At 39.0% G+C, this 13,760-nt stretch carries 13 protein-coding genes; 4 read left to right on the top strand and 9 right to left on the bottom strand.

The features are described 5' to 3' along the window. The first annotated feature begins 130 nt into the window (after positions 1-130). From G504_RS0102985 to G504_RS0102970, 4 genes are all read left to right on the top strand, one after another. Positions 131-853, top strand: a complete 723-nt coding sequence (locus G504_RS0102985; protein WP_019668652.1) for a head GIN domain-containing protein — start codon at positions 131-133, stop codon at positions 851-853. Positions 854-980: 127 nt separating this feature from the next. Next, a complete protein-coding gene (locus tag G504_RS0102980; RefSeq protein ID WP_019668651.1) occupies positions 981-1,994 on the top strand; it encodes a dipeptide epimerase in 1,014 nt (337 codons plus the stop codon). Then, positions 1,991-3,040, top strand: coding sequence for a PLP-dependent aminotransferase family protein (locus G504_RS0102975; protein WP_019668650.1), 1,050 nt, complete (start codon positions 1,991-1,993; stop codon positions 3,038-3,040). Before G504_RS0102980 ends, G504_RS0102975 begins: the two co-directional genes overlap by 4 nt. A gap of 119 nt (positions 3,041-3,159) precedes the next feature. Further along, on the top strand, positions 3,160-3,606 hold the full coding sequence (locus G504_RS0102970; RefSeq protein WP_019668649.1) for a hypothetical protein: 447 nt from the start codon (positions 3,160-3,162) through the stop codon (positions 3,604-3,606). Between the two features lie 68 nt (positions 3,607-3,674). On the opposite strand, the gene trxB is transcribed toward G504_RS0102970, so the two are convergent. From trxB to G504_RS0102925, 9 genes are all read right to left on the bottom strand, one after another. After that, positions 3,675-4,640 (bottom strand): thioredoxin-disulfide reductase, encoded by a 966-nt coding sequence (gene trxB, locus G504_RS0102965; RefSeq protein WP_019668648.1) that lies wholly within the window; start codon positions 4,638-4,640, stop codon positions 3,675-3,677. A 216-nt stretch (positions 4,641-4,856) separates the two neighbouring features. Beyond that, entirely contained in the window at positions 4,857-5,042 is a 186-nt protein-coding gene (locus G504_RS0102960) for a YgaP family membrane protein (protein WP_019668647.1), read from the bottom strand. An 11-nt stretch (positions 5,043-5,053) separates the two neighbouring features. Beyond that, positions 5,054-5,359, bottom strand: coding sequence for a hypothetical protein (locus tag G504_RS0102955; protein ID WP_019668646.1), 306 nt, complete (start codon positions 5,357-5,359; stop codon positions 5,054-5,056). Then, on the bottom strand, positions 5,356-8,550 hold the full coding sequence (locus G504_RS0102950; RefSeq protein ID WP_019668645.1) for an efflux RND transporter permease subunit: 3,195 nt from the start codon (positions 8,548-8,550) through the stop codon (positions 5,356-5,358). The genes G504_RS0102955 and G504_RS0102950 overlap by 4 nt, the downstream gene beginning before the upstream one ends. A gap of 60 nt (positions 8,551-8,610) precedes the next feature. After that, positions 8,611-9,678 (bottom strand): efflux RND transporter periplasmic adaptor subunit, encoded by a 1,068-nt coding sequence (locus tag G504_RS0102945; protein ID WP_026348357.1) that lies wholly within the window; start codon positions 9,676-9,678, stop codon positions 8,611-8,613. 28 nt (positions 9,679-9,706) lie between these two features. Further along, on the bottom strand, positions 9,707-11,008 hold the full coding sequence (locus G504_RS0102940) for a TolC family protein (protein ID WP_019668643.1): 1,302 nt from the start codon (positions 11,006-11,008) through the stop codon (positions 9,707-9,709). A gap of 165 nt (positions 11,009-11,173) precedes the next feature. After that, positions 11,174-11,827, bottom strand: a complete 654-nt coding sequence (gene upp / locus G504_RS0102935; RefSeq protein ID WP_019668642.1) for a uracil phosphoribosyltransferase — start codon at positions 11,825-11,827, stop codon at positions 11,174-11,176. Between the two features lie 36 nt (positions 11,828-11,863). After that, positions 11,864-12,754, bottom strand: coding sequence for a hypothetical protein (locus G504_RS0102930; RefSeq protein ID WP_157473017.1), 891 nt, complete (start codon positions 12,752-12,754; stop codon positions 11,864-11,866). Positions 12,755-12,816: 62 nt separating this feature from the next. Further along, positions 12,817-13,494: a DUF6799 domain-containing protein gene (locus G504_RS0102925; RefSeq protein WP_019668640.1), complete on the bottom strand. Its 678-nt coding sequence runs from the start codon at positions 13,492-13,494 to the stop codon at positions 12,817-12,819. Positions 13,495-13,760: the final 266 nt, after the last annotated feature.

The raw sequence follows: 13,760 nt of genomic DNA, 5'->3' as shown, positions 1-13,760 counted from the left end.
ATTTGAATACAACAATTGGGTTATTCCTTTTTATTTTTTTAAAAAGAAACAAAGAATTTTATCAATCAAATTAAATAAGTAAACATTAAATCAAAACCCGCAATTTTTGCGGTTACTAAAAACGACTATCATGACAACATTAGCAAGAATTACAATCGCATTTATCCTGGCACTTTTTCTATCCTCCTGTGCCTTCGACATTAACTTTGGGGACGGCAAGAAGGGAAATGGTGTTATTGCCGAAGACAAGAGAGAGGTAACTGAAGAGTTTACCGTTGTATCTGCATCAGAGGGTCTGGATGTTTATGTTACCCAGGCAAAGGATTTTAGAATTACCGTTGAAGCAGATGAAAATATTATCGACCTGATAGGAACAGATATCCGAGACGGCAAACTAAAAATACATGCCATTGAAAATATCGGTAGAGCCACCAAAAAAATATATGTTTCTTTGCCTGATATTACCGGACTGGAATCTTCCAGTGGTGCTGATTTGGTTGGAAAAACCGTTATTGAATCTGACAAAATCTCTTTGAATGCGAGCAGCGGATCTGATCTGCAGGTAGAAATAAGTGCAGATGAGGTTAATGCCAATAGCAGCAGTGGTGCAGATATAAAAGTATCCGGGGAAGCCAATATGCTCTATGCAAATGCCAGCAGTGGTTCAGATATTAAAGCACGGGACTTTATAGTCCAAAGCTGCAATGCCGATGCAAGCAGTGGAGCCGATATCTCTGTTAATGTATCTGAAAACCTCATTGCGGATGCAAGCAGCGGCGGAGATATATCCTATACCGGTGACGCAACAGTTCAAATGAAAAAATCTGTCTCCGGAAGCGTCCACAAAAACTAATACCGCTTACCCAATACGGAACAATATACCTTTACCTGAACATTGTTATTTTTACCCCGGTATTCTTGCCGGGGTTTTAGTTTGACATATATGGGATTTATTTATATTCGTAGTAAACAATTGATGAATGGATCTCAAGCTAAAAAAGTACACCCTGACCCTGAAGCACACCTTTACTATTTCAAGGGAATCGCATAATTCACAAGATACTTTAATAGTTTCTCTCTCATCTGATAATTGCACGGGATATGGTGAAGCAACCTCGAATCCTTATTACAATATTAGCTGCAATAGCATGATCTCGGAAATAGAAGGCATTCGCCGGGAAATAGAGGCCTTCGATTTTAATTCTACAGAAGATTTTTACTCTTTTATTTCATCAAAGGGATTAAGCAACTTTGCTTTATGTGCCTTAGATCTTGCTGCCCATGATTTATACGGAAAAATCATAGGTAAACCATTGTATGAGGTTTGGGGTACGGCTATTGAGAATTATCCGGTCACCAACTATACTATTGGCCTTGATACCATAGATAAAATGGTCGCCAAAATGAAAGAAAAGCCCTGGCCTATTTACAAAATTAAGTTAGGAACAGAAAATGATGTGGCCATTATTAAAGAGTTACGCAAACACACAGAAGCTATATTCAGGATTGATGCCAATTGTGCATGGACCGCTGCAGAAACAATTCATAATGCCCCATTGCTGAAAGAACTGGGTGTTGAGTTTTTGGAACAACCTTTAAAGGCCGGCGATTGGGAAGGTATGGAGAAAGTAATTCACCAAAGTGTACTTCCGGTAATTGCAGACGAAAGTTGTATTGTAGAAAGTGATGTCGAAAAATGCTGGCTCCATTTTAATGGAATAAATATTAAACTGACTAAATGTGGTGGGCTAACACCAGCTTTGCGGATGATTGACAAAGCAAAGGAGTTAGATTTAAAAGTCATGGTGGGCTGCATGACGGAGTCTACGGTTGGAATTTCTGCCATCGCACAGCTATTACCAAAATTGGATTATGTAGATATGGATGGGGCAATGTTATTGGCTGAGGATATTGCCAAAGGTGTTGAAATCAAAGAAACCGGCCGGGTGGTTTTTCCCGATATAAATGGAAGTGGAATAGAATTATTGGTATGATCTCTATAATAGATTCTTTTCCGGGCCGTGAAATTTTAACCAGGGGGAAGAAATTTCTTTATTTTGGTGGCACTTCTTATTTTGGAATTCAAACTGACAGGGAGTTTCAGAATATTTTTATCGCCAACATCAGGAAGTATGGCACCGGCTATGGTGCTTCCAGAAAATCCAATGTTCAGTTATCGGTGTACAGAGACGCAGAAAGTCATCTTTCTGATTGGGTTGGTTGTGAAGACTGCGTAACGCTGTCTTCCGGATATCTTGCGGGCCAATTGCTATGCAATTTGTTCAGCTCGGCACAATATAGGTTATTTTATACCCCAAACAGCCATTCTGCCCTATACCAATCGAACATAAAACCTTATATTACTTATTCAGCATTGAATATAGCTTTAAGGGACCATCTGTCATCAAATAAAGACGTGATACCCATAATTCTTTTAGACTCCATAGATTTTTCGGGCTACAATTACCCACAATTTCAAGGATTAACTTCACTCCCGATAAATAAATGTATTCTTGTGGCGGATGATTCGCACGGCTTAGGACAAATAGGCCCGGAAAACAGTGGTGCCTTCCAAATCCTCTCGGCCTTAGAACCATCAGAGCTGTTAATTTGCTGCTCTTTGGGTAAAGCCTTAGGTATTGATGCAGGGGCGATCTTTGGGTCAAGGGCAAGGTTGAAAGAGATTGTGAAAACCGACTTTTATGCCGGAGCCTCTCCCCCGTCACCGGCAAGTATGGCTACATTGATGCAGGCCCGGGAAATTTATAACTCCAAGAAAAGAACTTTGGATTATAATATGGAGCTTTTCCTTGATCAAATAACTGATAGTAAAAATTTTAGCTATATAGAAGGTTTTCCTGTATTTGGTTATTCCAATCCTGAATTGACAAAATTTTTGTATAACAACGGAATCATTGTTACTGATTTTAACTATCCCTCAGAAGAAGCCAGCCTAAAAAGCAGGATCGTTTTAACGGCCTCCCATACTGAGAAAGACATTGCACTTCTTACAGCACTAATTAATTCTTTTTACGATTAAGTATTAATCCGGTTACAGCCCGTTTACAATTCACAATTTATTCCTTGATTTTCTTCAGGTTTCGTAAAAAAATTGTAACTTTTAAGATATATTTAAGAAAAACATTAAAATACACTAACATGAAGAAATTACTGGGATTGGTTTTAGTGATTACACTCCTTATAAGTGTTGCCGCACTTACGTCATTGAAACCTAACACAATGCATACCATGGAAGGCACCTGGGAACTGCAGAGCTTTTATAACTATGATGGGCAGGAGGTAGTAGATACAGCCAACTTACAGAAAGGTTACAGACAAGTTAAAATGTATTATCACGGGAATGTAATGTGGTCCCGGACCGATCCAAATGATACTATTGGGAGGTTTGGTTTCGGTTCTTACAGGATAACAGATACAGACCTGATAGAAACCATTGAATATGGCGATTACTACATGATGCAGGCCCTTGATACTTTACGCGAGTTTACTTTTGAACTGGAATTGAAAGATGACACATTTAGTCAGATATCTTTTGACTCCGACGGCAATCGCACATTTTCTGAAAACTACAAACGGATTGATTAAATATCCCACTAAAAAAACCGCTGTTAAAACAGCGGTTTTTTCTTATAGCTAAGATTTATATTTTGCTTTCAGGAGACTTCCTGAGGTGTTTCTATAGTCGCAAGATAGCGTTCTGCGTCTAAGGCTGCCATACAGCCTGTTCCTGCAGCAGTTACAGCCTGTCTGTATTCCTTGTCCTGGACATCACCGCTGGCAAAAACTCCCGGTTTACTTGTTTTGGTAGATTTGCCATGGGTTATAAGATAACCCGTTTCATCCATCTCAAGCTGCCCTTTAAATATTTCTGTATTAGGTTTGTGCCCTATAGCGACAAAGAATCCGGTAATGGGAATTTCTTCTTTTTCCCCGGTTTTATTATTTACTATTCGTAATCCTTCAACTACCTGATCCCCCAATATTTCATCCACCTCGGAATTATATCTCAAATCAATGTTCGGAAGGCTGTCAACCCTGTGCTGCATAGCCTTGGAGGCTCTCATATAATCCTTCCTGACCAACATGGTTACTTTATTGCAAATATTCGCAAGATAAGAAGCCTCCTCCGCTGCAGTGTCACCACCACCTACTATTGCCACATCCTGTCCTTTATAAAAAAACCCGTCGCATACCGCACAGGCCGAAACACCCCCGCCACGTAACCGCTGTTCACTGGGAATATTCAGATATTTTGCAGTTGCGCCTGTGGAAATAATAACAGTTTCTGCCTCAATAACTTTAGAATCATCTATAGTTACTTTATGGATCCCTCCAACTTCATTGCTGAAGTCAACTGCAGTGGCCATTCCTATGCGAACTTCTGTTCCAAAACGTTCTGCCTGTTGCTGTAATTGGACCATCATTGTAGGTCCGTCTATTCCTTCAGGATAACCCGGAAAATTATCGACCTCCGTAGTTGTGGTTAATTGCCCACCAGGCTCCATTCCGGTATACATAACAGGTTTTAAATCTGCTCTCGCAGCATAAATTGCGGCAGTATAACCCGCAGGACCTGAACCTAGTATGAGTGTTTTAACACGTTCATTTTTTTCTGACATGATTAAATATATAACTGTAATTAGTATGCCATAAAAGTAGGATTTTCAGGATAAACCTTACTTTAAAAGTTATAAAAAGTTATTATAACTTACTAAATAATTCTAAGCTTGCTTTTTGATAAGATTTGAATTAATTATAGCATAATAACCGGGGCTGGCACCTCTTAAAAAGAGCCGTAATTTACCAATTTTGATATAAATCGGAAAAGAATAAAATCAATCCTTGATTCCGAATTTAGTTAAGATATCCTCCATTAAACACCATTTCGTAAATGATGACTGCAAAAGGTTAAACCCAACAAAGGCAGTAAACCACAACCAATTAATATTGACATAAATAGCAAGCACCAGGCTTAGCAGAATAAAGGTTCCGGCTACAGCCCTGACAATTCTGTTTTTCATATTAATTATCTTTAAATTGATCTTTCTATGGGAACTACTATCGCTTTAATAGGGTTGTTAGTTACCAAATTTTCGTTAAACACTTTAATTAATTCAAACAGGGAGTCTATTTTTTCATCTTCGGTAAAGGAGAAAAACAGACTGGATTCTACACCTCCTTTAACACCTGGAAACCAATTCGAGGTAATTAAAAGAGATGCCTGTTGTTTGTATCCGTCGATATCTGAGCCACTGAAATTTTCAATATTGGCTTTTTTAAAAAGTTCCAGAATGGCCTCCTCGTATTGCTCGACTACAGTGACTATAAGTAGTTTCATATTTTGTGATTTTTACGTTCTATTAAATAATATACCAGTGGCACCACTAACAATGTCAGCACGGTGGACGCAATTGTACCCCCCATCAAGGAAATAGCCAGGCCTTGAAAAATTGGGTCAAAAAGAATGACAAAAGCGCCAATGACAACCGTTCCTGCAGTTAATAGAATAGGAGTTGTTCTAACCGCCCCTGCTTCAATAACCGCTTGTTTTAAGGGAGCGCCTTCTCCGACGCGCAGGTTAATAAAGTCAATAAGCAAGACGGAATTCCTTACCATAATTCCGGCCAATGCAATCATCCCAATAAAAGAAGTAGCTGTAAAGAATGCATCCAGCATCCAATGTCCTAATACAATCCCCACAAGGGACAGTGGAATGGCCACCATCATCACAACAGGAGCTTTGAAATTCTGGAACCAACCCACGATTAAAATATAGATAATAACTATTACGCCAAGAAACGCAATTCCTAAATCCCGGAAAACTTCCAGGGTAATCTGCCATTCTCCATCCCATTTTATGGTGTAATCATCTTCAAAATCAGGTTGCTTTATATAAAGTTCTTCCAGAGCGTATCCCTCAGGAATATTAATTTCATTCAATTTATCTGTCATTCCCAGGATGGCGTATACCGGACTCTCCAGTTCGCCGGCCATGTCGGCAATGACATAGACTACTCTTTTTTGGTTTTTTCTGTAAATACTTTTTGCACTTATGCCTTTGTCTATTTCTGTCAAATCTCCAATGGTATTCATCGTTCCCATGCCGGATTTAACCTTGAGTTGAGAAATATCAGCTATCGTGGATTTCTCCTTTTCATCCAAAGCAAGCACCAGGCCTACCTGGTTTGATGCATCTTCATCATATAAACTCGTTATTGCTTTCTCTGAAAGTGCCATATTCAAAGTTTGGGTGATCTGTTGAGGTGCCACCCCATAAAGCATCGCTTTTTGTTTATCTATGATAAATTCATATTCTGTCTGATCTGCTTCCACCATCCAGTCCACGTCCACAACATCCTGCGTATTATTTAAAAGGTTTTGTACCTGGTTAGCAATAGCAATCTGTTCTTTGTAGTCAGGTCCATAAACTTCTCCAACAATTGTTGATAGCACAGGTGGTCCCGGTGGGACTTCCACCACCTTTACATTTGCATTATACTTTTTACCGATCTTTTGAATTTCAGGTCGGAGAAGACTTGCTATTTCATGACTTTGAGCACTTCTGTCATGCTTATCTATCAAATTTACCTGGATATCTGCCATGTTGCTTCCACCCCGCAAATCATAATGGCGTACCAGGCCATTAAAAGTAATAGGAGCTGAAGTACCTACATAGCTTTGATAATTAACGACCTCCGGACGCGTATTCAGATACTGAGAAATTTCTTTGGCAACAACGGCAGTTCGTTCAAGTGTGGTGCCTTCGGGCATGTCTATGACTACCTGAAATTCATTTTTATTATCGAAGGGCAACATTTTTACCGCCACTGATTTTGTAAAGAACATACCTACCGAAGCAAGCAAGAGCAAAAAGGTTATTCCAAGAAATATCCAGCGTTTCTTCTTGTTCTCTAATAAGGGTTTTTCAAATTTTTCATAAATTCTGTAAATGAAGGTTTCATTAAGTTGTTTCTCTTCTTTTTTCTTCCCTTTTTTTTCTTTTTCACGCAGAAAAATAAAGCCGAGATACGGCGTGATTGTCAATGCCACAAACAAAGACAGAATCATGGCTATAGATGCCCCTATTGGCATTGGAGACATATACGGGCCCATTAATCCGGATACAAAAGCCATTGGCAAAACCGATGCAATTACGGTAAATGTGGCCAAAATTGTGGGGTTACCAACTTCATTTATTGCGTAGAGCGCTGCTTGTTTGAAAGGCAGGCGTTTCATTTTAAAATGACGATGCATGTTTTCGGCAATAATTATGGAATCATCTACAACGATACCTGTAACAAAAACAAGGGCAAAAAGAGTAATCCTGTTCAGCGTATAATCCAGCATATAGTAGCTCAGAAGTGTTAGAGCAAAAGTAATTGGAACGGATAAGAAGACAACCAGGCCTCCCCTCCAGCCCATTGCCAACATAACCACAAATGTCACCGCTATTATTGCGCCAATAAGGTGCATAAGAAGTTCTGATACTTTTTGAGAAGCCGTTTCGCCATAATTACGCGTAACTTCCACATGGACATCTGACGGGATCAAATTTTGTTTTAAATGGTCTACCTTTTCCAGAATGATATCGGAAATCTTCATCGCATCCGCGCCTTTTCGCTTAGCGATGGAAATGGTAACTGCAGGATATTCTGAATTATATGAACCGGCCTTTTCGCTTGCCTGACCAAAGCCAAGAGAAACGTAATTTTTGGGTAATTCGGCCCCGTCATATATGGTAGCAATTTGTTTGAGGTATATGGGTTGATTCTGTTGGATTCCTACAACAAGGTTTTCAACATCCTCGGTAGTTTCCAGAAACCTTCCCGTGGTAACGGTAAACTCGGTGTCATATTTGTCAAAAGTACCAGCGCTAAGTTGGCTGTTATTGGCTTTTATCATTTGGGCAACAGCAAGGAAATCAAGGTCGCTTTCAGCCATTTTGTCCTTGTCCAGCACGACTCTTAATTGCCTGTTTCTACCCCCAATTTTTTTGATCGCAGAAACGTCATTAATCTTTTCAATTTCATCAGAAAGTTCCTGTGCAATCTGTTTCAGCTGGTAATCATCATAATTTTCGCTCCACAGGGTCAATCCCAGCATTGGCACATCGTCAATAGCCCTGGTTTTCACCAGCGGAAATGTCACACCTTGTGGCATGATATCCATATGCTTGTTGATCTCATTATAAAGTTTAACGAAAGACCTCTCAATATCCTCCCCCACATAAAATTGGACGATAACCATAGCCTGTTCCTTCATAGAAGTAGAATAAACATATTCTACTCCTTTGATATTCGAGATAAGTTTTTCCAGTGGTTTTACAACCCTTGATTCAACTTCGGTTGGACTCGCCCCCGGATATCCCACAAAAATATCGGCAATGGGAACATCAATCTGTGGTTCTTCCTCCCTCGGAATTAAAAAGGAACTATAAACCCCAATGATCATAAAAACTATCATTAGGAGTACTGTTAGTTTAGAGCCTATAAACAACTTTGCAATTTTCCCTGCTAATCCTTCTTTCATATTATTTGTATTGCTTTATGAACTTCTTTTCCCGATGGAGGTAAATAAACCTAACCGGGTCTATTTTATGGCTATTTTAGCCCCGTTATATAATTTTCCATCAGATGAAACAATGAAACTTTCATCGGCTGACAGGCCGGATAAAACCTCAACCCTATCCCCATAGGAACGTCCTAAACGCAGCCACCTGAGGAGCGCTGTATTACTTTCGCTTACTGTATACACTCCTGATAGCTGCCCTTTATGCACAATTGATTCTTTGGGTATCAAAGCCGCTTTTACCTGATCATCCGCTTTAATGGGGAATTTTACCGTGGCATACATCCCGGTTAAAATAGGTGCGTTTGTTTCCAATAATGCCACTTTAACACGGTACTGTCCGCCTGTATTTTTTGATGAACTGCTTACCTCAACAACTTCTCCCGGGATATTCATCTCCAGTGAGTTCAAACCAACCTGTACTTCCATACCCTGTTTGATTTTTGTTATTTCAGATTCCGGCACCAGAGTCAACACCTGGTAATGGCCCGGAGCTTCTACCTCCATAAGAGGCATTCCGGGATTAGCCATATCTCCCTGTTTTATGAACTTATTGGTTACTACGCCACTGAAAGGAGCACGTATATCCGCATAGGAAAACTGGGCATTTACTTCATTTTTCATTTGCCTGGCGGCTTCAAGTCTCGCTTCTGCCATCCTGAAATTGGCGGTAATATCATCAAGTTCTTTTTGGGTTGCACTTTTTTCCTGAAACAACACCGTAAATCTTTTCAGGTCTTTCTCTGCATTATCATATGCAGCACTGGCTTCGGCTATTCCTGCGTTTACCTGAGCTAGCTTTGCAGACAGATCCAGGTTATTAATACTCAACAAAAGTTGACCTTTGGAAACCTTATCCCCTATCCTGACATAAATCTTATCTACATGTCCCATCACTCTGGTGCTTAGGTTGGCGCTTTTAACAGCTTCTATTTTTCCACTTGTGGAAATCATAGCGGGACCGTCAATTTCCCCAACCGTTTTTACCGTTACCGGAATAACAGAATCATTTACTTCCTGTTCTTTTTGCTCTTTTTTCCCACAACTCCCGACAAGAAGTATTAGAAGTAAAAAATATAATTTTTGCATATTTCGATTTTTATAGTTCATTGTGTACTTATTCCTTTGTTAAAAACTCCATGTAGGCTACCGCAGAATTGTGCTGAAAAATCGTGAAATAATATTCCAGTTGTTTCTGAGCATATTGTGTTTCCGCCATCAGTAAATCTGATGTTTTTTCCAGCCCCTGTGCAAAACGGTTGCTGCGTATTCTTAGCGCTTCTTTTGATTGGTTTAGAGCGAGGGTCGTAAGCTCCAGATTATTTTTTGTATCCTGAAGCATACGCCTCGCTTTATTGAGCTCTACCTGACTCTCTGATTTATATTGCTCTAATTCCAATTTGGCCTTTTCAAACTCCGCTTTGCTTTTATGTGCTTTTCCAAAGCGCTTTGTACCATTCAAAACATCCCATCTCAATTCTGCACCAAAGAAATAGCTGTCTGAACCTCCCTGAAACACCTGGTCATCATGGAGCTCGTATGACCCGAAAGCATTGAGCTTAGGCAAAAAACTCATTTTATCTGATCTGTAGTTTTGATAATAAGCCTCCTTGGCTGATTCCATTGCCAAAATATCTTTTCTGTTTTCCGACACATTTTGCATAGAAAATTGATTGGCAAAAATCTTTAGTGAATCGGCTGGGGTCAATATCTGGTAAGTAGAATCATTCATCATAACCGAGAGGTAATTCGAGGCATTGTGAATATTGCTTTTTGCGTATTGCAATTGATTATCAATTTCGGTTACACGAACTTCTACAGCGAGGACATCAGATTTTTGAAGATACCCTTGCTTGAAGCTGTTCTCTGCCAGCCTTTTGTTTTCCATTGCAGCTTCCCTGGTTTTTTCCAGGACCTCTACGGTTTTGTAAGCCAGCTGTAATTGCATATATGCTTTTTCTACCTCCAGCACGAGATAATCCCTCGTCCGGTCAGACTGATATTCCGAGGCTGTCATTTTAGCTTTGGCCGCCTTGCGCTGGTAAAATCCATCAAAATTCAACAGGGGTTGCTGAATCTCAAACCGGGTTGCATAATCTTCAATTTGACGCGGATTATTAAGGAGGTCAGGGTTAAAATCAGCTTGTGTTACTATTTGCTGATTTAATTTCACTCCAAAAGCCATCAATGGATTATTGGTAGCAATACCGGTATGTGAAAGGCTAATATTAGGCAATAGCACTGCATTGGTTTGTCTGTAATCCCCTTCAGCTGCTATTATATCCTTTTCAGTGATCTTTAAGGTAGCATTGTGCTCCATCACCCTGTTCATAACCTCTCCTTTGGTAATAAGGACACTATTTTGAGCATTTATAAAAAATGCGCTCAGCATAACCAGTATTTGTAATGTATTCTTCATCAACTAATTAATTTGCAGCAAAATTAGACTTTGAAGAAGGGGCAGACCGTAACCAATGTTACCAAAACCCGGTAACAAATGTTACAGAATAATGTAACTGAATATTTTAATGGAAAAGGAAAAATATAAATTGAGCCGCATATTTCAGCATCGCTGAACGAAATTTCAAAGTTTGGTTCCGTAGGACAGATCCCCGGCATCCCCCAGCCCGGGTATTATATATCCTTTACCGGTTAATTCATCGTCAATCGCAGCTATCCATAAATGCGTATTTTCAGGGAAAACGCTTTTTACATACGCAATCCCCGCTTTAGAACCAATAACAGAAATGATGTGTATCTGTTTGGGTTGGCCATGGCTTTTTAAGGCGTTTAAAACATTCTCCAATGTTTTGCCCGTAGCCAGCATTGGATCTGTCAGTATCAGGGTTTTACCCCCCAAAGCTGGTGCCGCAAAATATTTAACTATGACATCAAATTCATCCCCCTCGCCTGGATGATGCCGGTAAGCCGAAATAAATGCGTTTTCCGCTTTATCAAAGTAATTCAATAAGCCGCGGTGTAAAGGTAAGCCAGCTCTTAGTACGGAACACAACACAAGATTATTTAAAGGCAATGACATAGCCTTATGACCAAAAGGGGTCTGAACTGTATTAACTTTATAATTAAGGGTTTTGCTTAATTCATAACTTAGGATTTCCCCAATTCGTTCAATATTTCTTCGGAAACGCATGGAATCCTTTTGAATATTAACATCTCTCAGTTCTGCGACAAATTGATTGAGCAAGGAATTTTCAGCTCCAAAATTATGAATGATCATATGCCTGCCTTATGGTTTACATTAAAGATACATTAATTAAGGTATAAACCAGTAGCTTACCCCGACCGACCAATAGAAAACGGGTTCTAAATCTTCTGTAATTAAAGTGTCTTCACTATAAATGGTTGCACTGCTCTGGGGTAACGCCAGCATAGGGTTAAATGAAAAAATAAATTTCTTGTAATTGTATTGCAATGGAATTTCGAGTTCTATATTAAGAAAATTAAATTTTTGAACTTCTTCAATGTTAACCATATTGGAATCTGATACTCCGGAACCAGTATTACCCATACCTTTGCCTTTTCTGTTTCCCAGACGGCTGTTACTGTAGTATTGCTCATAAAAATATTGTGACCCTGCATAAAAAGAAATCCTCGGGTTAATTAAAAGGTTTTTATTGATAGCATAAAATGTGCGGTCAAACATTAAGCCCCCAATAAAATCATTTTTGCTACCATCATTAAAATAAGTACTTAAATAAAGGGTAGTTTCAAGTAATTTAAAGTCATAACCAATAATCCCTGTGAGATCACCAACAACAGACGACATGACATTGTTACTTTCCTCATTAAAAAAGTAAGCAGTCCCGGAAATACCTCCACTAAACTTATTTGCATTAAAGAGGTAACCCGCACTGAGCCAAATAAGGTCAACCCGACTGGCTTCAGATGCAGTTAGAAATGACAGGGAGGCATCAGCGAAAAACCCCGATTTATCGTAATACCCTATTGAAGGAATCAGATAAGGGGCTGCAATAGAATCGCGTCTTCCCATAAAAACATAGTCATTGATGTAACTGACATCTGCTAAAAAATAGGAAAAGCCCTCTTCAGCCTTGTTAATATTATTTTTTACAGGATCCTGTGCCATAAGGAGCAGAGGGGCAAACGAGAATACTATGAAATAAAAAGTGAGTCGAAGTTTCATTTTAGATTACTTTAAATGCTTAAAGGGCTCCTACTTATTTCAAGAGGAACCCCTTATGATTCCTATTTTGTAATCTTTTTCTTTTTTTTGGCGGTAGGCTTTTTAACGCCTTTTTTAATCATCTTTTTATTAGGGGTCATATTTTTTTGAAGTATCATTTTTCGGTACTGATACATATTACTGAACATTTGACCATATTCATTCAGGCATTGTCCGTCATGCAAACGCAATCTTTTTTGATCTCTGGTTTGAAAACTTCCATCAGGGTTTACTACTACTCCATTTCCAAGATCCAGACTTTCTTCCAAACGTCGTTGGCTCTGATTCCTTACCAAAAACATTTCTCCATCAACCATGGTATAATGCAACCTATTCTGATTTCTTTCCCTAATTTGATCCTGGGTTAATCCTTTATTTTCCTGACTTACCTTGTACCGGTACTGATACTCATTTCTGTATTTAATGCCATCACCATCTAAGCATTCACCATTCTTTAATTTCAATCGGGAACCATCATATGTCTCATATGTTCCGTCGGGAGATACCACAGACCCATCTGATAAAGTCTGTTTTTCTTTGAGACGCATTTCTGCGCGATCTCTTAATTCCAGCATTTCACCATTAATCATTACTAACTTTGTGCGGTCCTGATCCTGTATTCTATCCTGATCCCTTTCCTGGGCTGTAAGAAAAATAGATCCAAAAACCAGAAACGCAACTAAAAAAAATATCTTTTTCATGGTATTGAGATTTATAATTAATAATGTTACAAACCTAATGGACCAATGAATCAAGAACAATGATCTAAATCATCTAGACTCTTTAAATACAGTGTTTTTCAGTAACATATGTTACAAGCGGAAAAATTTGTCTAAAGAATTTAAGCAGTTGTAAAATCTTAATTTTAGTAATAGAATGAAGTCTATTCCAAAAAGAAATAATTTGTTATCCGTACTTACAATTCTATGAGTTACAAAACGGACAGGAGTTGCAAAACGGAAAGATT

It is taken from the genome of Eudoraea adriatica DSM 19308 (assembly GCF_000382125.1).
In the GTDB taxonomy this organism is placed as follows: Bacteria; Bacteroidota; Bacteroidia; order Flavobacteriales; family Flavobacteriaceae; genus Eudoraea; species Eudoraea adriatica.
Note: the sequence above shows the minus strand (reverse complement) of the source record. Positions and strands in the feature narration are given on the sequence as shown.